The organism is Nocardia albiluteola, from assembly GCF_018860155.1.
GTDB lineage: Bacteria > Actinomycetota > Actinomycetes > Mycobacteriales > Mycobacteriaceae > Nocardia > Nocardia albiluteola.
The window spans coordinates 640,272-662,365 of the sequence record NZ_JAHKNI010000002.1; the positions used below are offsets into that span (position 1 = coordinate 640,272).

The 22,094-nt window shown below is 68.1% G+C and carries 24 protein-coding genes and 1 riboswitch; of the genes, 19 read left to right on the forward strand and 5 right to left on the reverse strand.

Annotation, left to right across the window (positions count from 1 at the left end; translation table 11 throughout):
• Positions 1-246: 246 nt before the first annotated feature.
• The 4 genes from KO481_RS08780 to KO481_RS08795 all read left to right on the forward strand — a co-directional run bounded on the left by KO481_RS08780 (position 247) and on the right by KO481_RS08795 (position 3,496).
• A complete protein-coding gene (locus KO481_RS08780) occupies positions 247-561 on the forward strand; it encodes a hypothetical protein (protein WP_215916473.1) in 315 nt (104 codons plus the stop codon).
• On the forward strand, positions 558-1,991 hold the full coding sequence (locus tag KO481_RS08785; RefSeq protein ID WP_215916474.1) for a glycoside hydrolase family 19 protein: 1,434 nt from the start codon (positions 558-560) through the stop codon (positions 1,989-1,991). The genes KO481_RS08780 and KO481_RS08785 overlap by 4 nt, the downstream gene beginning before the upstream one ends.
• 71 nt (positions 1,992-2,062) lie before the next feature.
• Positions 2,063-3,157: a hypothetical protein gene (locus KO481_RS08790; RefSeq protein WP_215916475.1), complete on the forward strand. Its 1,095-nt coding sequence runs from the start codon at positions 2,063-2,065 to the stop codon at positions 3,155-3,157.
• 108 nt (positions 3,158-3,265) lie between these two features.
• Entirely contained in the window at positions 3,266-3,496 is a 231-nt protein-coding gene (locus tag KO481_RS08795; RefSeq protein WP_215916476.1) for a DUF167 domain-containing protein, read from the forward strand.
• A 31-nt stretch (positions 3,497-3,527) separates the two neighbouring features.
• Here KO481_RS08795 and KO481_RS08800 read toward each other — a convergent pair whose 3' ends face one another.
• On the reverse strand, positions 3,528-3,980 hold the full coding sequence (locus KO481_RS08800) for a tRNA (cytidine(34)-2'-O)-methyltransferase (protein ID WP_245400683.1): 453 nt from the start codon (positions 3,978-3,980) through the stop codon (positions 3,528-3,530).
• A 129-nt stretch (positions 3,981-4,109) separates the two neighbouring features.
• On the opposite strand from KO481_RS08800, the gene KO481_RS08805 reads away from it, so the two are divergent.
• Both KO481_RS08805 and KO481_RS08810 read left to right on the forward strand, forming a co-directional pair.
• On the forward strand, positions 4,110-4,592 hold the full coding sequence (locus KO481_RS08805) for a nucleoside deaminase (protein ID WP_215916704.1): 483 nt from the start codon (positions 4,110-4,112) through the stop codon (positions 4,590-4,592).
• A 54-nt stretch (positions 4,593-4,646) separates the two neighbouring features.
• Positions 4,647-4,967, forward strand: a complete 321-nt coding sequence (locus KO481_RS08810; protein ID WP_372451959.1) for a DUF3017 domain-containing protein — start codon at positions 4,647-4,649, stop codon at positions 4,965-4,967.
• A 58-nt stretch (positions 4,968-5,025) separates the two neighbouring features.
• Here the strand turns inward: KO481_RS08810 and metX are convergent, their stop codons facing one another.
• Complete coding sequence (metX, locus tag KO481_RS08815; RefSeq protein WP_215916478.1) at positions 5,026-6,177, reverse strand: homoserine O-acetyltransferase MetX; 1,152 nt, start codon at positions 6,175-6,177, stop codon at positions 5,026-5,028.
• Between the two features lie 161 nt (positions 6,178-6,338).
• Positions 6,339-6,449: riboswitch (SAM riboswitch) on the reverse strand.
• 307 nt (positions 6,450-6,756) lie between these two features.
• Between metX and KO481_RS08820 the strand changes: the two genes are divergently transcribed.
• Positions 6,757-7,974 carry an NADP-dependent isocitrate dehydrogenase gene (locus KO481_RS08820; RefSeq protein ID WP_215916479.1) on the forward strand — a complete coding sequence of 406 codons (1,218 nt, stop codon included), beginning with the start codon at positions 6,757-6,759 and terminating at the stop codon, positions 7,972-7,974.
• Positions 7,975-8,084: 110 nt separating this feature from the next.
• Here KO481_RS08820 and KO481_RS08825 read toward each other — a convergent pair whose 3' ends face one another.
• On the reverse strand, positions 8,085-8,687 hold the full coding sequence (locus tag KO481_RS08825; protein ID WP_215916480.1) for a DUF3106 domain-containing protein: 603 nt from the start codon (positions 8,685-8,687) through the stop codon (positions 8,085-8,087).
• A 252-nt stretch (positions 8,688-8,939) separates the two neighbouring features.
• Here KO481_RS08825 and KO481_RS08830 point away from each other — a divergent pair, with 252 nt between their 5' ends.
• The 7 genes from KO481_RS08830 (at position 8,940) to KO481_RS08860 (ending at position 15,905) form a co-directional block, all read left to right on the forward strand.
• Positions 8,940-10,136, forward strand: a complete 1,197-nt coding sequence (locus KO481_RS08830; protein WP_308166466.1) for an MFS transporter — start codon at positions 8,940-8,942, stop codon at positions 10,134-10,136.
• Positions 10,137-10,238: 102 nt separating this feature from the next.
• Positions 10,239-10,883, forward strand: coding sequence for a TetR/AcrR family transcriptional regulator (locus KO481_RS08835; RefSeq protein ID WP_215916481.1), 645 nt, complete (start codon positions 10,239-10,241; stop codon positions 10,881-10,883).
• A gap of 165 nt (positions 10,884-11,048) precedes the next feature.
• Entirely contained in the window at positions 11,049-12,254 is a 1,206-nt protein-coding gene (locus KO481_RS08840; protein WP_215916482.1) for a lipid-transfer protein, read from the forward strand.
• 72 nt (positions 12,255-12,326) lie between these two features.
• Entirely contained in the window at positions 12,327-12,764 is a 438-nt protein-coding gene (locus tag KO481_RS08845; protein WP_215916483.1) for a type II toxin-antitoxin system Rv0910 family toxin, read from the forward strand.
• A gap of 61 nt (positions 12,765-12,825) precedes the next feature.
• Positions 12,826-13,698 (forward strand): MaoC/PaaZ C-terminal domain-containing protein, encoded by an 873-nt coding sequence (locus KO481_RS08850; RefSeq protein ID WP_215916484.1) that lies wholly within the window; start codon positions 12,826-12,828, stop codon positions 13,696-13,698.
• Between the two features lie 59 nt (positions 13,699-13,757).
• Positions 13,758-14,627: an SDR family oxidoreductase gene (locus KO481_RS08855; protein WP_215916485.1), complete on the forward strand. Its 870-nt coding sequence runs from the start codon at positions 13,758-13,760 to the stop codon at positions 14,625-14,627.
• A 24-nt stretch (positions 14,628-14,651) separates the two neighbouring features.
• Positions 14,652-15,905 (forward strand): acyl-CoA dehydrogenase family protein, encoded by a 1,254-nt coding sequence (locus KO481_RS08860; protein WP_215916486.1) that lies wholly within the window; start codon positions 14,652-14,654, stop codon positions 15,903-15,905.
• Positions 15,906-15,933: 28 nt separating this feature from the next.
• On the opposite strand, the gene ephH is transcribed toward KO481_RS08860, so the two are convergent.
• Positions 15,934-16,782: an epoxide hydrolase EphH gene (gene ephH, locus KO481_RS08865; RefSeq protein WP_215916487.1), complete on the reverse strand. Its 849-nt coding sequence runs from the start codon at positions 16,780-16,782 to the stop codon at positions 15,934-15,936.
• 63 nt (positions 16,783-16,845) lie between these two features.
• Between ephH and KO481_RS08870 the strand changes: the two genes are divergently transcribed.
• Genes KO481_RS08870 through KO481_RS08880 form a run of 3 tightly spaced genes read left to right on the forward strand, consistent with a single transcriptional unit; the run spans position 16,846 to position 18,599 of the window.
• Complete coding sequence (locus KO481_RS08870) at positions 16,846-17,634, forward strand: exodeoxyribonuclease III (RefSeq protein ID WP_215916488.1); 789 nt, start codon at positions 16,846-16,848, stop codon at positions 17,632-17,634.
• Positions 17,631-18,077: a guanyl-specific ribonuclease gene (locus tag KO481_RS08875; RefSeq protein ID WP_215916489.1), complete on the forward strand. Its 447-nt coding sequence runs from the start codon at positions 17,631-17,633 to the stop codon at positions 18,075-18,077. Before KO481_RS08870 ends, KO481_RS08875 begins: the two co-directional genes overlap by 4 nt.
• Before the next feature lie 42 nt (positions 18,078-18,119).
• Entirely contained in the window at positions 18,120-18,599 is a 480-nt protein-coding gene (locus KO481_RS08880) for a barstar family protein (protein ID WP_215916490.1), read from the forward strand.
• Between the two features lie 151 nt (positions 18,600-18,750).
• Here the strand turns inward: KO481_RS08880 and KO481_RS08885 are convergent, their stop codons facing one another.
• Entirely contained in the window at positions 18,751-19,386 is a 636-nt protein-coding gene (locus tag KO481_RS08885) for a TetR/AcrR family transcriptional regulator (RefSeq protein WP_215916491.1), read from the reverse strand.
• Positions 19,387-19,542: 156 nt separating this feature from the next.
• Here KO481_RS08885 and KO481_RS08890 point away from each other — a divergent pair, with 156 nt between their 5' ends.
• Together KO481_RS08890 and trpS are read left to right on the forward strand one after the other, a co-directional pair.
• Positions 19,543-20,475, forward strand: coding sequence for an oxygenase MpaB family protein (locus tag KO481_RS08890; RefSeq protein WP_215916492.1), 933 nt, complete (start codon positions 19,543-19,545; stop codon positions 20,473-20,475).
• A 325-nt stretch (positions 20,476-20,800) separates the two neighbouring features.
• A complete protein-coding gene (trpS, locus tag KO481_RS08895) occupies positions 20,801-21,826 on the forward strand; it encodes a tryptophan--tRNA ligase (RefSeq protein ID WP_215916493.1) in 1,026 nt (341 codons plus the stop codon).
• The last annotated feature ends 268 nt before the right edge of the window (positions 21,827-22,094 follow it).

Sequence of the window (22,094 nt, forward strand, 5' to 3'; positions counted from 1 at the left end):
CCGTTCGTACGCGAGCCTACCGAACCGGTCGGACAAGACCATGCGGTCCGGATTCGGCGCGCGCATCCCGTGAGTTCCCAGACTTCGCGGAGATATTCGTCCGGGCCGTTCCGGCGGGTGCGTTTGGCGACTAATGGGGTGCGTTTCAGGAGTGAGGGTGCGGATGTGGCCTTGTTCGTGACAAGGCCGTCGACGCTGATTACGGTGCCGGATATCGGTGGGAAATCATTCGGGCAAGGGGGATGGATGATGTCGAATTCGTGTGTTGTCGATTCCGATGCCGTGCGGCGGCTCGGGGCCGTCGCACGCCGGGCATGCCGGGAGATCGATGGCTCCTCGGGCGCGGAACTCGGAACCGTCGGGCTGTTCGCGCGGCTGGTTCCGCACAGCGTGGTGGTGCACGCGTGGTGCGAATCGGCAAGTACCGCGGCCGATCTCGTGCAACGCAGCGCCGATCGTTTCGGGCGCCTGGCCGAGCATACCGACCGCGCGCTGAGTGTGTACCTCGAGGCCGATCTCGCGCACGCGGGGCTGTTCGCCGGGCTGGAGGTCCGGATATGACCCCGCCGCGGTCGGTGCTGGAGAACTGGCGCGCCCTGGAGGCGGCCGATCGGGTACGCGCCGAATTCGACCGGCGGATAGGGGATCTGGAGGCACTGTCCGCGGCGGTGCGCGCGGAATGTCATCGGCTCGACGGCGACGGCTGGCGCGGTGCGGCCTTCGAGGCGGTGCTCGCCACCGTCGAGGCCTCGCACCGGCACAACCGGATGCTGTGCGATCACGCCGAGGGCCTGCGCGATGCGGGTGTACGAGCCCTGTCCGATCTGCACTACACGGCGCTGGCGCTGTTGGACTATGTCGCCGATGCCGAGGCGGACGGTTGCACGGTCGCGCAGGACTGGACCGTCACCGCCGAATCCGCGGCGGGTGCGGAATGGGCAGAGGTCATCGGCGAGGCCCTGGCCGCTGTCGAGCGCGCCGAACAGCGAGGCAGACAGGCGATTTTGGCCGTGGGCCACGAATTGCGGCACCTGGCCGGCGCGTTCGGCGGCGATCTCGGGCCGCGGTTCTCGGACCCCGATGTGCCCGGCCCGACCGGCGACGATTCGCCCGAGCAGACCGGCCATGGTTTGCCCGAGCAGTCCGGCGACGATTCGCCCGCGCGGACCCACGACGATTTGCCTGGGTGGGCCAGCGATGCGAGCAGACTCGCGGCCTTGAACGGTCGACCGGGCTGCGCGATATCGAACGGTACCGGGGCCGATTCGTCGATGCTGCCCGCCGTGGGGGCCGATGCGGCATCGAACTCCGAACTCGCAGTCCGGGACGAATCTTCGGCTACGGAAGTCGCCGCTGCGGTAGACAGCGTTCGAACGGAATCTGCCATGGAATTGGCTGCCGCGCAGCATTTTCCGCTGTCGGGGACCGATGTCGCCCCGACACCCGGTCCGGGGGTTTCCGCCGAACAGCTCATCGCGATCATGCCGGATCTGCCGATGGATCAGGCGCGGGAGTATCTGCCCGCGCTCAACGCTGCCATGCAGGAGGGCGGGATCACCACACCGCAACGGCAGGCGGCATTTCTGGCACAGCTGGCCCACGAGAGCTGCCAGCTCCGGTATTTCCAGGAGCTCGGCGACGACGATTATTTTCACCAGTACGACCCGGGCCGGCTCAATGCCGCCGCCGGCAACACCGAGCCGGGTGACGGCCCGCGCTACCACGGGCGCGGTCCCATTCAGCTGACCGGTCGTGCCAACTACCGTGCCGCGGGGCAGGCCCTGGGCCTGGATCTCGAGGGTGATCCCGAGATTGCGGCCCGTCCGGATGTCGGCTTCCGAATCGCCCAGTGGTACTGGATATCTCGCGGCATCAACGCCCTGGCCGATGCGGGCGACTTCGCCGCGGTTACCCGCGCGATCAATGGTGGCTACAACGGCATGGAGTCCCGGGAGGCGTTCTACCGGCGGGCGCTGGGGGTGCTGGGATGAGCCCGGGCGGCATCCAGGCCGCTCCGCCGCGCCCTGCGCGCCCGCGCCCTGGCCTTATGGGGATCTGCCGCTTGCCCGCGCTGGCGCTGATGGTGTGGGTTTTCGTTGCCTCGGGATGTGCAGGCGGGGTATCCGGGTCGGCGGCGGTCCAAGCGCCGGCGCTGATGAGCAATTCGGCGCCCGCGGCCGCGTCGGGTCGCCCGTTCGTCTTCCGCTCCCGGACCGAACTGGTCCTGGCCACCGCCGAGCGGGTCCTCGCGCGGTACCCGGGCGTATACGTCGATGCCGGTTTCGCGCAGGACAATTCGCATGTCTACGCACTCGACGAATCGGGAGTGCTCACCGCGATCCGGGTGGCCGATGGCATGCGGCTGCCGTGGCGGGTTGATTGCGGCTGCGATCGGATCTTCCCGCTGCACAACTCGGAGGTCGGCTGGTGGCAGGAGCCGGGCCGGCTCATGCAGGCCGATCTGCGCGATCCGGATCCCGCTGTGCGGGCGGCGGTTTCGCTCCCGTCGCCGGTGCCGGTCGTACCCGGTGCAGCGGTGTCGGGGCCGCGGCTGCTCGCGGCCCGGGAGCGGATACTGATTCTCGACCAGGTGGAATCGCCGCCCGGTGCATCCTGGGGTGTCAATCACCTGTCCCTCGTCGACATCGGGACGGGATCGGTGCGGGCACTGGGGCCGGTCGAGGGCGTCAACACCGCGCTGGATCGGGCAGTGCTGCGTCCCGACGGGCAGGCCGTCGCCCTGTCCGGTCGGGTGCGGGACGGAATTGCCTGCGGCACAACGCGTCTGCTACGCATCGACCTGTACCGTGAGCGGCTCGAGGCAGTCGAGCTTCCGGCGAGCCACAGCTGCTCGGAGCTGGCCGATCTGCGCTGGGACGACGCCGAGCTGACCGTCACGGATACAACGTGGGAGTCACGATCCCCAGATCGGCTCGCCACCGCGGTCTGGAGCAGATCCGGCACGCGCTGGGATCGGCGCGGTGACGACCGCACCGTCAGATACGGTGCGCTGACATCGGAGGTGGCGCTCGAGATCCGCCGCACCGGTCACGACCGGCCCCACGGATCCCACTCGGGCGATCTGGTTCTCACCGCCGCCGGAGACTCCCTCGTCCTCGCGCACGACGTCCTGGACCTGAGGCTTTCCCATGGGTGAGCCCATTGTGCGTACCTCCGCCTTCGCTCCGCCGGTGCGCGGTGTACCAACGGCTGCGCAGGCAGCGCCGATTAGGCTGCGGTCATCCCGCCGAGCCAGGAGCATCGCATGCCGACCGTGGTCCGGGCGACCATCACGCCCAACAGCCGCAAGGGCCCCCTCGTCGAAACCCTCGACGACGGCACCCTGCGACTGTACGTGCGCGCGCCTGCGGTCGAAGGAAAGGCGAACAAGGCGGCGATCGAGCTGCTGGCCAGGCACCTCGGCGTGTCCAAGGGCTCGGTCCGCCTCACCGGCGGCGCTACCTCGCGCTTCAAGCGCTTCGAGATCGACGCCTGAGGCACCCTCCGAGACAGGGCAGCCCGCCGACTCACACCCCGCCGGGAAATCCCAGCTGTCGCCACGCCTCGTACACCGCGACCGCCGCGGCATTCGACAGGTTCATCGAGCGCCGGCCCGGCAGCATCGGGATCCGCACCTGGTCGGTGATGTGCGGATCGGCGAGCACCTCCGGTGGCAGCCCTGTCGGCTCGGGACCGAACAGCAGCACGTCGTCGGGGCGGTACACGATATCGGTGTTGCGCGTGGCGCCGCCGGTGGTGAAGGCGAACACTCGGTCCGGGCGAATGGCTTTCCAGGCGGCGGCGAGATTTTCGTGCACCGACACCGAGGCGAGGTCGTGATAGTCCAGCCCGGCGCGGCGCAGCTTCGGCTCCGACAGATCGAACCCCAGCGGCTCGATCAGATGCAACGAACATCCCGTCCCCGCGGACAGCCTGATCGCATTGCCGGTGTTCGGTGGAATGCGCGGCTCGAAGAACATCAGCTTCAACACAGCAGGAGACAGCCTCTCGTCACGTCCGGCTGCGAGAACTCTACGCGTGGTCCGGGCCGTCCTGCGGCGTCGGCCTCGGTCACCGCCGAGCGCTCCCGTCCTAGGATCGGCGCCATGATCAGCGCCGACGACCACACCTATCTCGCACGCTGCGTCGAACTCGCCGCGCGCGCACTCGACCTGGGGCACGAACCGTTCGGCTCGCTGCTCCTGGCGGGCGATGCGATCGTCGCCGAGGCCATCAACGAGGTCGGCGGCGGTGACGCGACGCAACATCCGGAGTTCGAGTTGGCGCGCTGGGCCGCGGGCAATCTGCCCGCCGATCGGCGCGCCGAGGCGACCGTCTACACCTCCGCCGAGCATTGCCCGATGTGCTCGGCCGCGCACGCCTGGGTGGGGCTCGGGCGCATCGTCTATGCCAGCTCCACCACCCAGTTGACCGCCTGGCGCGCCGAACTCGGGCTGCCGTCCGGCCCGGTCCGGCCACTGCCGATCAACGAGGTCGCACCCGGAATTCCCGTCGCGGGTCCCGATCCCGAACTCGCCGACCAGGTTCGCCGGCTGCACGTCCGGCACGCCGAGCGGAGCCGGGGTGACTGACGTCCGAGCCGACTGACCACCGCGCCGCCGCCGGGTGAATGCGAGAATCTGGGGGTGACCGATGCGCCCGCGACCACTCCGCCCACCCGCCCGCTCGGATTCCTCGGGTCACTGCGCAACCAGCTGCCGATACTGCTGGTGGCGGTGGTGCTGCTGGTGGCCGTGGTGTTCATGGCGCAGGACCGATGGCGGCGCGGTGCCCTCTTCATCGGCGGCGCACCGCTGCTCGCGGCAGTACTGCGGCTGGTACTGCCCGAGGCGCGGGTCGGGTTGCTGGCGGTGCGCAGCAGACCGTTCGACGTCGGCGCCTACGCGGTGCTGGGCGGCACGATCATTGCCCTGGCGGTCACCATCAGCACCCTCGGCATCGGCTGAGGCACTACGGCGCCGAGGCACTGCGGCCCGGTGCCCCGCCGAGCCTCGGCTGACCCCGCTACAGCGAGTTGCGCGCCAGGTCCATCGTCTGAACCAGCAACTTGCCGACCGCCTCGGTCTCGGTCAGGAATCCGTCGTGCCCGTCGCGCGAGCGCACGATCTCGAGCCGCCGGCATCCGGGGAGCAGATCGGCCAGCTCCTGCTGGGTGTGCAGCGGATACAGCCGGTCCGAGTCGACACCGCCGACCACGCAGGGCACCGCCGTCGCGGCCAGCGCCGCGGCCACCCCGCCCCGGTCGCGGCCCACGTCGTGACGGTTCATGGCGTCGGTCAGGAGCACGTAGCTGGCCGCGTCGAAGCGCGCGGTCAGCTTCGCGGCCTGATGGTCCAGATAGCTCTGCACCGCGTAGCGGCCGCCGTCGCGGGGGTTCTCCTCGCCCTGGGCGCGGTTCTCGAAGCGGTGGTCCAGCTCGAAATCGGTGCGATAGGTCAGGTGCGCGATGCGACGGGCGATGCCCAGACCGGTCGTCGGCGTGCGGCCGGTGCCGTGATAATTGCCACCCTGCCAGTCCGGATCGGCCGTAATGGCCGCGATCTGCGTGGTCTGGGTGCCGATCTGGTCCGCGGTGGCGCGGGCTCCGACGGCCAGCACCAGCGCGGCTCCCACCCGCTCCGGGTGCCCGACCATCCACTCCAGCACCCGCATGCCGCCCATCGACCCGCCGACCACCGCGGCGAGCCGGTCGACGCCGAGCAGATCGAACAGCGCCCCCTCCGCACTCACCTGGTCGCGGATGGATATGCCGGGGAACCGGGCTCCCCAGGGCCGCCCGTCCGAGGCGATGGACGCCGGGCCGGTGCTGCCCTTGCAGCCGCCAAGCACGTTGGTGGCGATCACGCACCACTCGTCGGTGTCGAGCGGTGCGCCGGGCCCCACCACGCCGTCCCACCAGCCGGGCAGCGGGTGCAGCGCATCGGGCGCGCCGACCACATGCGAGTCGCCGGTCAGCGCGTGCTCGACCAGCACGATGTTGTCCGCCGCGGGGGACAGCTCACCCCAGCGCTGCACGGCGAGCTCCACACCGGGGATCACCTCGCCGCTCTCGAGGCGGATATCGCCGACGCCGATGGTGCCCAGCCGCCCATCCGGTGGCGGCAGCAGCCGTGCTGCCCGGGTACGGGACGCGCTCCGCTCGATGCTCACGGTCACCGTGCCACCGCCGCGCGGGGCGGCGTGGTCCGCCGGACCACGAAATCGGTCACGGACGCGAAAGAATTACTCATGTCGTGGCTCTTTCCAGAGGTCTGCCGGTGAGCGTTATCGGAGTCCGGATAGCGGACGGCTACAACACATTTCGGAAATCCTCCTGATGGTCGCGCTTGCTCTCGGCCTTCGAGAGCCCGGTCATCACCCGGAGCACCCCACCGCGACAGGAGGGTTGCCGGCCAGCGAGCCGGGGCTTGGCGCTGGCGCTCATGACCTTCCCGCCATGGTAGCGGGCCGCGGCGCGGGGGAGAAAGCAGGTGTGCAATGGCGGCGCCGCGGACCCGGCGCGAACGCCGGGCGAGCAATTGCCTGCAAACCGCGGGTGTGACGGAGGTATCACTCACCGGTACGTCGGCGCGCGTGAGACTCAGCGCACCAGTATGCTTGTACTGTTTGGCACCTCGGAGTCCCGTGACCAACACGGGGCGTATACGTTGTCTGTTGAACAGCCGGGCCCGCTCACAAGCGTGTTCACCTGGCCGAGTTAATGGGAGCATCATTCCTAGGAGGACACGAAGATCCATGTCCAAGATCAAGGTTGAAGGCACTGTCGTCGAACTCGACGGCGACGAGATGACCCGGATCATCTGGCAGTTCATCAAAGACAAGTTGATTCACCCGTACCTGGATGTGAATCTCGATTACTACGACCTCGGTATCGAATACCGCGACAAGACCGACGACCAGGTGACCATCGACGCCGCCAACGCCATCAAGGAACACGGCGTGGGCGTCAAGTGCGCGACCATCACCCCGGACGAGGCGCGCGTCGAGGAGTTCGGCCTCAAGAAGATGTACCGGTCGCCCAACGGCACCATCCGCAACATCCTCGGCGGCACGATCTTCCGCGCGCCGATCATCATCTCGAACGTTCCGCGTCTGGTTCCCGGCTGGACCAAGCCGATCATCATCGGCCGTCACGCCTTCGGTGACCAGTACCGCGCCACCGACTTCAAGGTGTACCAGGCCGGCACCGTCACGCTGACCTTCACCCCGGAGGACGGCAGCGAGCCGATCCAGCACGAGGTCGTGAAGATGCCCGAGGACGGCGGCGTCATCATGGGCATGTACAACTTCAAGAAGTCCATCCAGGACTTCGCGCGGGCCTCGCTGAACTACGGCCTGCAGCAGAACTACCCGGTGTATCTGTCGACGAAGAACACCATCCTGAAGGCCTACGACGGCATGTTCAAGGACACCTTCCAGGAGGTGTTCGAGACGGAGTTCAAGCCGCAGTTCGACGCCGCGGGCCTGACCTACGAGCACCGGCTCATCGACGATATGGTCGCCTCCTCGCTCAAGTGGGAGGGCGGTTACGTCTGGGCGTGCAAGAACTACGACGGTGACGTGCAGTCCGACACGGTCGCGCAGGGCTTCGGCTCGCTGGGTCTGATGACCTCGGTGCTGCTGACCCCGGACGGCCGGACCTGTGAGGCCGAGGCGGCGCACGGCACCGTGACTCGGCACTACCGGATGCACCAGCAGGGCAAGCCCACCTCCACCAACCCGATCGCCTCGATCTTCGCGTGGACCCGTGGCCTGGCGCATCGCGGCAAGCTGGACAACACCCCCGAGGTGATCGGCTTCGCCCAGACCCTCGAGGACGTGGTCATCAAGACCGTCGAGGAGGGCCAGATGACCAAGGATCTGGCACTGCTGGTCGGCGGCGATCAGGGCTACCTGACCACCGAGGAATTCCTCGGCGTGCTGGATGCCAACCTGGCGCGCGAGCTGCGCTGAGATCGTGCCGTCGTCGCGGCGTGCGGCCGTGATGACCTGATGAAAGCCCGGGCACCCGCCCCCACCGCTCTCCCGGTGGCCGCGGGTGCCCGAACTGTTTCGGCTGGCGGTCAGCGTGACTGCAAGAGCTGGACGATCTCACCGAGCTGATTGTCGAGTCGGTTGAATCGTTCGGCGGTTTCGTTGAAGCGTTCGGTGGTCTGGTGTTCGAGTTGGTCGAATCGCTGGGCGGTTTCGTTGAAGCGTTCGGTGGTCTGGTGTTCGAGTTGGTCGAATCGCTGGGCGGTTTCGTTGAAGCGTTCGGTGGTCTGGTGTTCGAGTTGGTCGAATCGCTCGGTGGTCTCTTTGAAGCGCTCGGCGGTCTGTTGCCCGAGTCTCTCGAACCGCTTGTTGTGCTGACGCAGCATCCCCAGGACGACTCCGAACTGATGACCGGTGGTCCGCTGGAAGCGGCGTAGTCGCAGATCAACCCCGCGGACAGCGGCCTGCGTGGTGTGGGCCGTGCGGTTGGTGTCGTCGAGCAGCTCGTAGATGTCGTCGACGTCGTGTCGCAACCGATCGATGCTTGGGTCTCGCTGCGGCTTGGTCATGCCGACCACGCTAAAGGCCGTGACATCGCCTGGAAAGGCACATTTTTCGATCTGGGGATAACTTTCGACCGACGCGATGGTTGTGAATAGCGACCGGTTGACTCTGTGCTCGGCTGGAATCACCGGGCCGGTGATTCCAGTTACACCGCGACCGACATGCGCCGCCGTTGCGTACTCGAAAGCCGGTGACCCCCAAGGGATTCCGGTAGATCCTCGAACCGGGCGCCGTGGTGGTGAGTGAGATCACCGGCGTCTCGGGTATCGGGGCTGGTCGTGGTCGTGTTGCGCTTGGTCGTGCCCAATTCTTCCGTCGCGCCCGCCGTTCCTGTCGTGCCTGCGCAGTCCGTGCCCGTCCGATCGGATGCGCGCGTCACGGTGCATTCGGGTGATGCCACCGCACCACGCACCGGCTGGCACATTCCCGCCATGCTGGCGTTGGCGCTGGGCGGATTCGGCATCGGCACTACAGAATTCGTCACCATGGGTTTGCTGCCGAATATCTCGCGGGCCTTCGGGGTGTCCGAGCCGACCGCAGGGTATGGGGTGTCGGCCTATGCGCTCGGCGTGGTTGTCGGCGCGCCGGTGATCGCCGCGCTGTGTGCCCGGGTGCCGCGCAAGCGGCTGCTCATCGCCCTGATGGCCGCGTTCACGCTGGGTAACCTCGCGACGGTCTTCGCGCCGTCCTTCGCCACGATGGTGCTCGCTCGATTCGTCTCCGGCTTGCCGCACGGCGCGTACTTCGGCGTCGCCTCCCTGGCCGCGGCGAGTCTGGCCCCTGCCGGGCAGCGGGCAAAGGCGATTGCCGCGGTTATGCTGGGACTGAGCGCCGCCAATGTTGTCGGCGTTCCCGCTGCCACCTGGCTGGGCCAGAATCTCGGGTGGCGGGACGCCTACCTGGTGGTCACCGTGATCGGGCTGCTGACCGTCGTGGCCATCGCGCGATTCGTGCCCCAGCTGTCGGGCATCCGGGTCACCGATCCGCGCACCGAGCTGGGCGCGCTGCGTCGCTCGCAGGTGCTGCTCACGCTGCTGGTGGGTGCGGTCGGCTTCGGCGGCATGTTCGCGGTCTACACCTACATCACCACCACGCTCACCACGGTCGCCGGGATGTCCCTGGGTGCGGTTCCGATGGTGCTGGCGCTGTTCGGGTTCGGCATGATCGCCGGAAATATCGCCGGGGGCGTGCTGGCCGATCGCGGGGTGGACATGTCGGTATTCGCGGCGCTCCTGGCGATGGTGGTCATCCTGGCGGGATTCGTTGCCGCGGCGCACAATCCGTACACCGCGGGCGTGGGCGCCTTTCTGGTCGGGGCATCGGGCGCGGCGCTGTCGCCGGGGCTGCAGACCCGATTGATGGACGTCGCGCACGACGCTCAGACCCTGGCCGCCGCCCTCAACCACGCCGCGCTGAACATCGCCAACGCCGCCGGGGCGTGGCTGGGCGGTTGCGTGATCGCGGCGGGGCTCGGCTACACCGCTCCGGCCGCGCTGGGCGCGGGACTCGCGGTAGCCGGTGTGCTGCTGTTCACGGTCACCGTGTGGTTGGGCCGTCGGGCGGCCCCGGCGCACTGAGGTCGATCGGGTGCGCACGATCGGTCGGTCGTGCGCGCGCCGTCGGTGATACTTCGCACGACAGTTCCATTCAGATCTGCATGTAAGTGTACAATTCGCGAAATGACCAGGCCTGCCCCTCCGAAGCCGCGGCGCCGAACCCAGGAGCAGCGCAGCAGCGAGATGCGGGTGCGGCTGCTCGATGCCACCATCGACTGCCTGGTCGAGTTCGGCTACGCGGGGACGACCACGCCACGGGTCGCCGAGCGTGCCGGGGTCACCCGCGGCGCCCAGGTGCATCACTTCAAGTCCAAGACCGATCTGGTCGTGGCCGCGATCAGCCACCTCGCCCAGCGGCGCACCGAGGCGGCCATGCAGGAGCTCGGACGAGCGCGGGCCGGCGGTGATCCGGTCGGCGCCATGCTCGAATCGCTGTGGACGCTGCATCAGGGGCCGCTGTTCGTCGCGGCGATCGAACTGTGGGTGGCGGGCCGGACCGATCCGGTGCTGGCCGCCGAGATGGAGAAGGTCGAGCCCTTCGTCAACAACGCGGTGCTGCTGTCGGTCGCGCAGGCCGTGCCGGATGAGGTGCAGCGCAAGGAAGTTCGCGACTTCGTCTACACCGCGATGGACGTCCTGCGCGGCATTCTTGTGACCGGCTTCATCGCGCCCGATCCCGAACGCGCGCACCGCCGCTGGCGCCGGGCGTCGGTGCACCTGCGCGCCGCGGCCGCCGCTGTGCCGGGGTTGCGGCCCGTCGCCGGCTGATCCGGTCGCAAGCTCGTCCTCTTACGCCGTACGGCGGCCCCGATTTCGCTACCGACAGCCCTTGTGGCCTTACATACATGTCTGTATGTTTGTTTTCATTCGGTCCCCTCGGGACCGCCATTACCGCCGCCGGAGGCGACCGGTGGTGCGGATGTGAGGAGTTCGATGGCGAACAAGGTCTACGTCGTCGGCGTCGGTATGACGAAATTCGAGAAGCCGGGTCGACGCAAGAACGAGGACGGCAGCGCCTGGGACTACCCCGACATGGCGCGCGAATCGGGCACGAAAGCGCTTGCGGATGCCGGGATTTCGTACGACGAGGTGCAGCAGGCGTACGTCGGCTACGTCTACGGGGAGTCCACCTCGGGGCAGCGCGCGGTCTACGAACTGGGCATGACCGGCATTCCCGTGGTCAACGTCAACAACAACTGCTCCACCGGATCGACCGCGCTCTACCTTGCCGCACAGGCGATTCGGGGTGGCCTGGCCGACTGCACCCTGGCCCTGGGGTTCGAGAAGATGCAGCCCGGCTCGCTCGGATCCACCTGGGACGACCGCGAACAGCCGATGGCCAAGCACATCATGGCGCTGGCCGAGATCTCCGAGGTGCTCTTCCCCGTAGCGCCCTGGATGTTCGGCGCCGCGGGCCGCGAGCACATGAAGCAATACGGCACCACCGCAGAGCATTTCGCGAAGATCGGCTACAAGAACCACAGGCATTCGGTCAACAACCCGTATTCGCAGTTCCAGGACGAGTACACCCTCGAGGACATCCTGGCCTCACGAATGATCTACGACCCGCTGACCAAGCTGCAGTGCTCACCGACCTCCGACGGCTCGGGCGCGGTGATCCTGGCCTCCGAGGCGTTCGTGGACCGGCACGATCTGGCCGGGCAGGCGGTGGAGATCGTGGGGCAGGCGATGACCACCGATTTCCGGTCCACCTTCGACGGCACCGCCAAGAACCTGATCGGTTACGACATGAATGTCCAGGCCGCACGCCAGGTTTACGCGCAGTCCGGCCTGGGGCCGGAGGACTTCCAGGTGATCGAGTTGCACGACTGCTTCTCCGCGAACGAACTGCTCACCTACGAGGCGCTGGGACTGTGCGGCGCGGGCGAGGCCGGGCGGCTCGTGGACGACGGGCTGACGACCTACGGCGGCACCTGGGTCGTCAATCCGTCCGGCGGCCTGATCTCCAAGGGGCATCCTCTGGGCGCAACGGGTTTGGCGCAATGCTCGGAGCTGACCTGGCAGCTGCGCGGGCAGGCCGAGCGCCGTCAGGTGCCGAATGTGACCGCCGCACTGCAGCACAACATCGGCCTGGGCGGGGCGACGGTCGTCACGGCATATCAGCGCGCGGACCGCTGAGCGGCCGCGGGCGCGCCGGACAACGTTGCGAATGATGTTGTCCGGCAACCGAACTCACGTCAGGAGCAGTACATGGGGCACATCGAGTACACCCGGAAGATGACCGCGACCCCCGAGGCACTGTGGGCCATGGTCGGCAACCCGAACACCTGGGGCGACTGGTTCTCCATTCACGAGCGGTGGATGGAGGAACCGCCCGCGACGCTCACGGTCGGCGGCACGCTCGTGGCGAAGGTCGTGATGCTGGGTATGGCGAACAAGTTCGAATGGAACGTGCTCGCGGTCCAGGAGCCGAGCACGCTGACCCTCGGCGCGACCGGAATGGCCGGTGTGAAGGTCGAATTCACCTTCGATATCTCCGGCGACGACGAGGGCAGCGAACTGTCGCTGCGGGGCGATTTCGAGGGCGCCCTGATCAAGGGCGCGCTGGGCAAGGCCGTGGAGAAGGACGGTATGAAGCAGCTCGAGACCTCTCTCGAGGCTCTCGACAACCTGGCCTCGGCGTCGTGAGCGGGCCATCGACACGGTGCGCATCGGGCACGACGGAGCCGATCGCCGGCGAGGTCGAGTCGTGACCGGGGCCGACGCCCGGGTAGTCGAATTCGACGACGCGGGACTGGGGAGCTGGTCCGAGGAGGAGCAATTCCAGGTCACCCAGGACCGGATCGTGGAGTACGCGGCCGCGACCAATGATCCGATCGCCGCGCATCGCGCGGGCGAGGTTGCCCCGCCGGTCTTCGCCATCGTTCCGGTCTTCGACACGATGCTGGTCCCGGTCCTGGATGTGGCGCCTACGGACATATTCGGCCGGGTGGTGCACGGGGAGCAGGACTTTCACTTCCACCGCCCGATCCGGCCGGGGGAGACGCTCACCGCACGGGCCCGCGCGATCGGTTACGCCGGCCGCGCCAACGGCAGCACCATCACCATCCACATCGAAACCCGTTCCGCCGATGGGGAGTTGGTCAACGAGCAGTACCTCACCGCCTTCTTCCGCAATATCGACGCAGGCCGAACGGTCGGCGCGGCGGCGCCCGGCCACAAACTCGACCAGGCCCTGCGGGGCGGCGATCCGATCGCGGAGGTGCCCCAGCACGTCGACGACGACCAGACCTTCCGTTACGCACCGGCCTCCGGCGATCCCGTACCGCTGCACCTGGACGAGGAGGTCGCCAAGGAGGCCGGGCTGCCCGGCATCATCGCGCACGGGCTGTGCACCATGGCATTCGCGTCCTGGGCGGTGCTGACCGAGGTCGGTGGATCGGACGTGCACCGGCTGCGGCGCTTCGCGGTCCGATTCGCGAAATTGGTCTTCCCCGGCGATGATCTGCAGACCCGAATCTGGAAGATGAACTCCGGCAACGGAATCACCACCTACGCATTCGAAACCGTGCGAGGTGCGGACGTCGTGCTCAGCGACGGCCTGGCCGAGATCGCGGACTGATTCCCGCGCCCGGCACGGCACGAACCCGCCGGGTGCACAACCTTTCGACAGGAGAGACGATGGGCGCATTGGAAGGCCGGGTCGCCGTGATCACCGGCGCCGGCCGCGGGATCGGGCGCGAGCATGCCCTGCTGTTCGCCCGCGAGGGCGCGAGCGTCGTGGTCAACGATCTCGGCGGCAGCAATGCCGGTGAGGGCGCCGATTCCGGTCCGGCCCACGAGGTGGTCGCGGAAATCGTCGCCGCGGGCGGGCGCGCGGTGGCCGACACCGGCAACGTCGCCGAGTGGGACGGCGCGAAGAGCCTGGTGGACCGGGCCGTTTCGGAGTTCGGCAGCCTCGATGTCGTGGTCAACAACGCGGGCATCCTGCGCGACGGATTCCTCGCGGGCCTGGACGAGTCGCAATGGGACGCGGTGATCGCCGTGCATCTCAAGGGACATTTCAACGTCCTGCGCCACGCGGCCTCGTACTGGAAGGAACAGTCCAAGGCCGGCAACAGGCCCAACGCGGCGGTCATCAACACCGCTTCGGCCTCGGGCGTCACGATTCCCAATGCCGGACAGGCGAATTACGGCGCCGCGAAGGCCGGCATCGCCGCGCTGACCCTGGTCGCCGCGGAGGAACTGGAACGATATGGCGTGCGGGTCAACGCGATCGCCCCGATGGCCCGCACCCGGCTGACCCTGGCCACTCCCGGAATGGGTGCGATCTTCGCCGCCGAGGTCCCCGAGGGCGAATTCGATGCGTTCAGCCCGGCCAACATCTCCCCGCTGGTGGCGTACCTGGCCGGCGCCGAATGCCCGATCACCGGCAAGGTGTTCGCGGTGCAGGGCGGGGCGATCTCCGAGCTGGCGGGCTGGCACGACGTGAAGACCATCGAGACCGAGGGGCCCTGGCTGATCGACGATATCGCCGCCCGGCTGCCGTGAACCGAAAGGTATGGGATAACAACGATGTTCGAATGGTCCGAGACCGATGAGCTGATCCGCGACGCGGTGCGCGGCTTCATCGCCAAGGAGATCCGCCCGCATCTGGACGAATTGGACAGCGGCGATATGTCGCCGTACCCGATCATCCGGAAGCTGTTCAGTCAGTTCGGCATCGATGCGCTCGGTGCGGAATCGGCCGAGAAGATGCTGGCGCGAGAGCGGGCCCGGGCGGCCGGTGCAGCCGATACGGGCACGGAGAAGTCCTCCGACGGAGGCGCTTTCGGCGGCGGTCAGCAGTCGCTGATGGCGGTGCTGATCGGCGAGTTGTCCGGGGTCTGTATGGGGTTGGTCTCCGCCATGGGCGTGAGCATCGGCCTCGGCGCGACCACCATCGCCTCCCGCGGCACGCTCGCGCAGAAGGAACGCTGGCTCGCGGACATCCTGACGATGAAAAAGGTTGCGGCGTGGGCGATCACCGAGCCGGATTCGGGCTCGGACGCCTTCGGTGGCATGAAGACCCACGTGCGCCGCGACGGTGAGGACTACATCCTCAACGGGCAGAAGACCTTCATCACCAACGGCCCGTACGCCGACGTCGTGATCGTCTACGCCAAGCTCGACGAGGGCGACGGCGCCGACAAGCGCGAGCGCAAGGTCCTGACCTTCGTGCTCGACAAGGGCATGGAGGGCTTCACCCAGGGCAAGCCGTTCCGGAAGATGGGCCTGCACGCCTCGCCCACCGGCGAGCTGTTCTTCGACAACGTCTGCCTCGGCCGCGACCGGCTGCTGGGGGAGACCGAGGAGCACAGGGGTGGCGACGGCCGCGAGAGCGCCCGCTCCAGCTTCACCGCCGAACGGGTGGGCGTGGCGTTCATGTCGCTGGGCATCATCAACGAATGTCACCGGCTGTGCGTGGATTACGCCAAGAACCGGACGCTGTGGGGCCAGGAGATCGGCCGCTTCCAGCTGATCCAGCTCAAGCTGGCGAAGATGGAGATCGCGCGAATGAACGTGCAGAACATGGTGTTCAACGCGTTGGAGCGTACGCGCGCCGGAAAGCCGCTGACCCTCGCCGAGGCATCGGCGATGAAGCTGTACTCCTCCGAGGCCGCGACCGACGTAGCGATGGAGGCGGTCCAATTGTTCGGCGGCAACGGATACATGACCGAATACCGCGTGGAACAGCTTGCGCGCGACGCGAAATCGCTGATGATCTACGCGGGCAGCAACGAGATCCAGGTGACCCACGTCGCCAAGGGGCTGCTCGGCGCCGAGTAGGTGGTGCGGGGTCGCCCGCGCGGCCCTGTCACACGGCGTGCAGGCGGGTACGGCTGGCGTAGACGTGCTCGGCGATCAGGGTGGCGATGCGGTCGGGCGCCTCGAGCATCGGGACGTGCCCGACGCCGTGCACCAGGATGCGGTCGGCGGATTCGGGTAGCTCGCGCAGGAAACGCTGGGCATAGGGATTGTTCGGGATGACCCGGTCGTGTTCACACATCAGCAGGCGCACGGGCGTGCGCAGCGTGGAGATGCCCTCGAGTGATGGCATGCGCAGTCCGCTGGCCAGCAGCGGCAGCATCGCCGGGCAATTCAGCGCCGAGGTGATCGCCGCCTCCAGGCCGCGCCGCGGCACCGCCGAGGTGTTCTTGCTCAACACCAGCGCCGCGAACTGCCGGGCGGGAGTGCTCAATCCGAGCTCCGGACCGATCTTCCTGCCGATCTGGACCACCGGCACCAGCGACAGGAATTTCAGCCCGACCAGCAGCTGGGCCAGAGACGGATTCGACCAGCCGCCGGCCGGTGCGATGGCGGTCAGGGTGCGCGCGCGGCCACGGCGGGCCAGCTCGAAACCCACCCAGCCCCCGAGGGAATTGCCCGCGATATGGCAGGTACGCCAGCCCAGTTCGTCGAGCTGATTCTCGATCTGGTCGGCCAGCGCGGCGACATCGAGGTACCAACCGTCGAGGTCGGGGCCGCCCCAGTGCCCGCGGAAGGCGGGGGCGTACACCTCGCACGTGCTCGACATCCGCTCGGCCACCTGTTCCCAGCAGTGCGGGGAGAGCATGAATCCGTGCAGCAGCAGCAGGGGATCGCCGGAGCCCGTCTGCAGGGCCTTCATCGGTGTGAGCGGAGCGGTGCCTGACTTCAACGTCATCACCCCTTTCAGGACGGCGGTGTCCGCAGGGAGTGTGTGTTACCAGCATTGTACGGTTTTCCGGTGGCCTTCATCATCAGCTCGATCAATGTGAACGGGATTCGTGCCGCGACCGGCAAGACGGGCAAGGGAATGCTCGAGTGGCTGGCCGGTACGGAGGCCGACGTCATCTGCCTGCAGGAGACGCGCGCCACCGACGAGCAGACCCGCACCGCATTGGCACCCGCGCTGGCGTCGGGATGGCATCTGTCGCCCGCCGAGCCGGGCGCCAAGGGCCGCGCCGGGGTCGCGATCCTGTCCCGCCGCGCGCCGCGCGCGGTGCGCATCGGTTTCGGCAGCGCCGAATTCGACGGCATGGGCCGGTACATCGAGGCCGAGTTCGACGACCTCACCGTCGCCAGCGTGTATGTCCACACCGGCGAGGCCGACACCCCGATGCAGGACGAGAAGTACCGGTTCCTGTCCGAGCTCGGCGCCCACATGAAAGCACAGACCCGTGACTTCGTGATCACCGGCGACTGGAACGTCGCGCACACCGAGCTGGACATCAAGAACTGGAAGGGCAATGTGAAGAATGCCGGATTCCTGCCCGGCGAGCGCGCCTGGATCGACGAGCTGATCGCCGCCGGGTACGTCGACGTCGTGCGCATGCTGCATCCCGGCGTGCCGGGCCCGTACAGCTGGTGGTCCTATCGCGGTCGCGCCTTCGACAACGACGCGGGCTGGCGCATCGACTATCAACTCGCGCGCGGCGAGATCGCCGGGCGCGCGAAGCAGGCCGTCGTCGAGCGCGCGGACGATTACCACCTGCGCTGGTCGGACCATGCCCCGGTGACGGTGCAGTACCGATGAACAAGCGAATGCAGGGCGGGCTCGGGCTCGTCGTCGTGGTGATCGTCATCGTGGTCGGGCTGCTGGTCTCGCGCGGCCACTCGACCCATTCGGCCGCGCCGTCCTCCAAGGCGGTGGCCGCGGCCAGGGTCTCGGCCGCACCGGTCACCGGCCATGCGGCGGGCGTGCCGGATCGTGCCTATCAGACCCTGGCCCTGATCGACGCGGGCAAGTGGCCGGCGGCGGCCAACTCGCCCGGCACCCACGGCGGCGACCAGTGGATGAATCGCGGCGGCTCGCTGCCGAAGACCGATTCCTCCGGCAAGGCGATCAGCTACCGGGAGTGGGACGTCAATCCGAAGAAGCAGGGGCAGACCCGCGATGCCCAGCGCATCATCACCGGCAGCGAGGGCTCGGCGTACTACACCGGCGATCACTACACGACCTTCACCAGGATGCGCTGACGGTGCCGGGGCGGGACGCGTCGGCCGAGAGGGGAGAATCCGATGGGTAGCACGATGACGCTGTCGCAGTTCCTGGCCGGTACGGACCCGAGCGACGCGGCGAGTTCGACGCCCGCGGTGCTGGGGTCGCTGGCGGTGGAGGCCGCCGAGTTCAGCGGCGTGCGTTTCCGGATCCCCGAGGGCTATCTGGCCCGGGAGCTGCGGGGCGCCAAGATGCGCACGATCGCGGGCGTTTTCGACGAGTTCGCCGCGGCCTTCCAGTTCCCGTACTACTTCGGGCAGAACAAGGACGCCTTCGACGAATGCCTGCGGGACCTGGACGAATTCGTCGGCGCCGCGCCGGGATACGTTGCGATCGTTCGTGATTCGGCGCAGCTGCTGGCGGCCGAGCCCGCCGCGCGGGAGTGGTTCGCCGCCGCGATGACCGACTGCGCCGCGCGCTGGGCCCGGCGCGGCGTGCGGTTCCGCGTCGTGCTGCAGAATGCGCCCGGGGACCTGTCCGCCGCGGTGCTCACGATGTGATATCGAGACCCATCCATCGGCACGACTCGGACCAGGAGGCGATCGCGGCGGCTCTGGCGCACCACGTCGGGCTGTCGGTGTGCGACGCGCGTGCCGACGGCTGAGCTGTCCAGCCGCGCAGGACGAACCGTCTGTTCGCGGCTCGGGCGATTCAGCGCAGGCGTTCCGCCAGATCCTCGCCCAGCAGCACGAAGACGTCGGTGGTGTGGTCGATCAACTCGTCGCGGGTCATCGGCAGGTCGCCCTGCAGCCAGCTGGCGAGCGTCTGGACCAGCCCGCCGACCAGATAGGTGGCGCGGAAGCTGATCACCGGGTCGGGATCGGGCCGGGCCAGCGCGTAGAAGTCGATGCCCTCGGTGGCGACCAGGCCCGCGAAGCCGCGGATCGTGTGCATGGTCCGGGTGCGCAGTTCCGGGGTCGCGGCGCTGATGATCAGGGCGACCTGCGCCTTGCGCGGGTCGTCGGTGAGCACGTGGATGCCGGCGCCGATCGCCGCGTGCGCCCGGCCGCGGGTGTCGGCGGGCGCGTGCTGGGACGCGCGCAGCACGGCCGTCGCGAGTTCCTCTGCGATGCCGTCGAACAGGGCGATCAGCACCGCGTCGCGGCCGTCGAAGTTCTCGTAGTAGTAGCGCTCGTTCAACCCCGCCCGGGCGCACAGCCCGGCGACGGTCAGCTTGTCCGGGCCCTCGGCGCCGATGATGTCCAGTGCCGCCTCGAGCAGCGCGGCCCGGCGCTGGGCGCGGCGTTCCTGCGCGGAGACTCCGCCGTAGGTCCGTTGGGCTGCCACAGGTCGATTCTGTCACGAGGGGGTCGCGGTTCAGGGCGAGCTCACCCACCCGTCGCCTCGCTGTCCTCAGCCCTCGCGAAATTCTGGAGGATGACATTGCCAGTTTCTCAATTCTGGGGGATGCTGTTGCCAGATGCACTCGACGAGGAGGCAACCGTGTCCGAACCCGGTTATTTCACCGATGATTCGATGATCCGGCGCGTCATGCGCAAGCGTGCGGTCGGACTCACCTACGGCCAGCGGGCGCTGGTCATCGGCGCGGTCCATCCGCTGCTGTACGTCGGCACGGCCGAGCACACCAAGCACCGCACCACGCCGTACACCCGCCTCGCGCTGACCGGCCGGTTGTTCGAGGCCGTGGCGCTGGGCAGCCGCGAGGAGGCCGATCGCGCGCTGGCGTTCACCCACAAGAAGCACGCCACCGTGCGGGGCGCGCTGCCCGAGGACGCGGGGGCGCGTCATCCCGCGGGCACCCGGTATGCCGCGCACGATCCGCAGCTGATGTTCATGACCATGGCCTTCACCTTCGATTCGGCCGAGGTCATGCACGACCTGCTGGTCCGCCGGCTGAGCGCGACCGAACGCGAGGACCTGTACCAGGACTACGTGCGCTGGGGCGAGCTGTTCGGCATGCCGCGCGAGGCCGCGCCCGCGAGCTATCCACGGTTCCGTCGCTACTTCGACGACTACCTGGCGTCCGAGGAGCTGTTCCTGACCGACGAGGCGCGCCTGGTCGGCACGTACCTGTCCGGGCAGCGGGTGCCCTATCCGCTGCCGCTGCCGCTGAATCAGGTCGTCAACAGCGTGCATCTGCTGATCCAGGGCAGCCTGCCGCCGCGCATCCGCGAGATGTACGCGATGCCCTGGGGGCGCAGGGAGGAGATCGCCTTCCGCACCCTGGCCCAGGCGGTCCGCGCCGCGCACCGCACCCCGCCGCTGGCGCCCCGGGTCCTGCACGGCACCCTGGCGGGCCCGAGCGCCCCGGTCTACCGCCTGCTCACCCGCCGCGAGCACCGGCTGGTCAATTCCGGGCACGCCAGCATGCCGGGTATCGATCCCCGGAATTACGCCGAGCGGCACCCGGTCTGAGGCGTGCAATAGGACGCTGCAAGGGGCGATCGGGCCGCACACTGTTGCCGCTGCTCGCTGCCGCGCGTCGTAGGAATGCCGAACAGGAGTCGTCCTGGTGCACGGGCCCGGCCGCCATCACCGGACGCATCGATACCGGCGGGTTCGACGATCCAACAGCCCGAGGATCTGCTCGTGGTAGGTCCGTGGCCGGTGCGTTCCCGCACCCCACGGCTACACGCTGTGGTTCGTGTACGGCCTGTTGAACGGGGGTGCGACTAATTGGCCGAGGTGCGGCTGCGGTGGGGTCGGCGCGGCGCGGCCGGGGGCATGCGAAGATCTGGGTATGTCCAGTCCTGCCCCGGCCGACGAACGCAAGCAGCGGATCCTGTCCGGCATCCAGCCGACCAGCGATTCCTTCCACCTCGGCAACTACCTTGGGGCGCTGCAGTACTGGGTGAAGTTGCAGGACGACTACGAGGCCCTCTACTTCATCCCCGACATGCACGCCATCACCGTCCCGCAGGATCCCAAGGAGCTGCGCACCCGCACCAAGCGGGCCGCCGCGCAGCTGCTCGCGCTGGGCATCGACCCGAAGCGCGCGACGCTGTTCGTGCAGAGCCAGGTGCCCGAGCACGCCGAGCTGACCTGGGTGCTGAGCTGCATCACCGGCTTCGGCGAGGCCAGCCGGATGACGCAGTTCAAGGACAAGTCGGTCAAGCAGGGCGCCGAGAACGCCACCGTGGGCCTGTTCACCTATCCGGTGCTGATGGCCGCGGACATCCTGCTCTACCGCGCGCATCTGGTGCCGGTCGGCGAGGATCAGCGCCAGCACCTGGAGCTGACCCGAAATCTGGCGCAGCGGTTCAACACTCGCTTCAAGAAGACGTTCGTCGTGCCCGAGGCGCACATCGTCTCCGGCACCGCCAAGATCTACGACCTGCAGGACCCCACCGCGAAGATGAGCAAGTCGGCGGCCACCGACGCGGGCCTGCTCAGTCTGCTCGACGATCCGAAGGTCTCGGCGAAGAAGATCCGCTCCGCGGTCACCGACACCGAGCGCGAGATCCGGTACGACCCGGAGACCAAGGCCGGCGTCAGTAATCTGCTGGTTATTCTGTCCTCGCTCACCGACACCCCCATCGTGACCCTCGAAAAGGATTACGCCGGTAAGGGATACGGCGATCTCAAGGGCGACGTGGCCGACGCGCTGGTGGAATTCGTCACCCCGCTGCAGGCCAGGGTCCAGGAGTACATGGACGATCAGGGCGAACTCGATCGCATCCTGAACGCCGGGGCCGAGCGGGCCCGGGAGATCGCCGGAAACACCCTGGCTCAGGTCTACGACCGAGTCGGCTTCCTGCACCGCTGACTCGATTCGGCGTTCCAGACGGCCTCGGCGCCGGATCGCTGCGTTGGGGTTCGTGTCGGGGCAACCGGTCCGAGTAGTGCGCACTCCGTGCAGCCCGATGCTCACTCTCCGCGAACGCGCAGTCCCGGGTTCGAGCTCGCCGGTTGTGCGTCGATGCGCGAAATGCTCGACGCGCTGGTGGAATTCGCCACTCGGTTGCAGCCAGGGGCGGGAGTACCTGAACGAGTGCCCGCGAGAGCGTTCCGGGCGCGGGCGGTCGCCGGGCACG

Excerpts from the sequence above, each read along its gene's own strand:
- KO481_RS08780 (WP_215916473.1), top strand. The coding sequence starts at position 247 with ATGATGTCGAATTCGTGTGTTGTCGATTCCGATGCCGTGCGGCGGCTC.
- KO481_RS08785 (WP_215916474.1), top strand. The coding sequence starts at position 558 with ATGACCCCGCCGCGGTCGGTGCTGGAGAACTGGCGCGCCCTGGAGGCG.
- KO481_RS08795 (WP_215916476.1), top strand. The coding sequence starts at position 3,266 with ATGCCGACCGTGGTCCGGGCGACCATCACGCCCAACAGCCGCAAGGGC.
- KO481_RS08800 (WP_245400683.1), bottom strand. The coding sequence starts at position 3,980 with ATGTTCTTCGAGCCGCGCATTCCACCGAACACCGGCAATGCGATCAGG.
- KO481_RS08820 (WP_215916479.1), top strand. The coding sequence starts at position 6,757 with ATGTCCAAGATCAAGGTTGAAGGCACTGTCGTCGAACTCGACGGCGAC.
- KO481_RS08835 (WP_215916481.1), top strand. The coding sequence starts at position 10,239 with ATGACCAGGCCTGCCCCTCCGAAGCCGCGGCGCCGAACCCAGGAGCAG.
- KO481_RS08840 (WP_215916482.1), top strand. The coding sequence starts at position 11,049 with ATGGCGAACAAGGTCTACGTCGTCGGCGTCGGTATGACGAAATTCGAG.
- KO481_RS08845 (WP_215916483.1), top strand. The coding sequence starts at position 12,327 with ATGGGGCACATCGAGTACACCCGGAAGATGACCGCGACCCCCGAGGCA.
- KO481_RS08855 (WP_215916485.1), top strand. The coding sequence starts at position 13,758 with ATGGGCGCATTGGAAGGCCGGGTCGCCGTGATCACCGGCGCCGGCCGC.
- KO481_RS08860 (WP_215916486.1), top strand. The coding sequence starts at position 14,652 with ATGTTCGAATGGTCCGAGACCGATGAGCTGATCCGCGACGCGGTGCGC.
- ephH (WP_215916487.1), bottom strand. The coding sequence starts at position 16,782 with ATGACGTTGAAGTCAGGCACCGCTCCGCTCACACCGATGAAGGCCCTG.
- KO481_RS08875 (WP_215916489.1), top strand. The coding sequence starts at position 17,631 with ATGAACAAGCGAATGCAGGGCGGGCTCGGGCTCGTCGTCGTGGTGATC.
- KO481_RS08880 (WP_215916490.1), top strand. The coding sequence starts at position 18,120 with ATGGGTAGCACGATGACGCTGTCGCAGTTCCTGGCCGGTACGGACCCG.
- trpS (WP_215916493.1), top strand. The coding sequence starts at position 20,801 with ATGTCCAGTCCTGCCCCGGCCGACGAACGCAAGCAGCGGATCCTGTCC.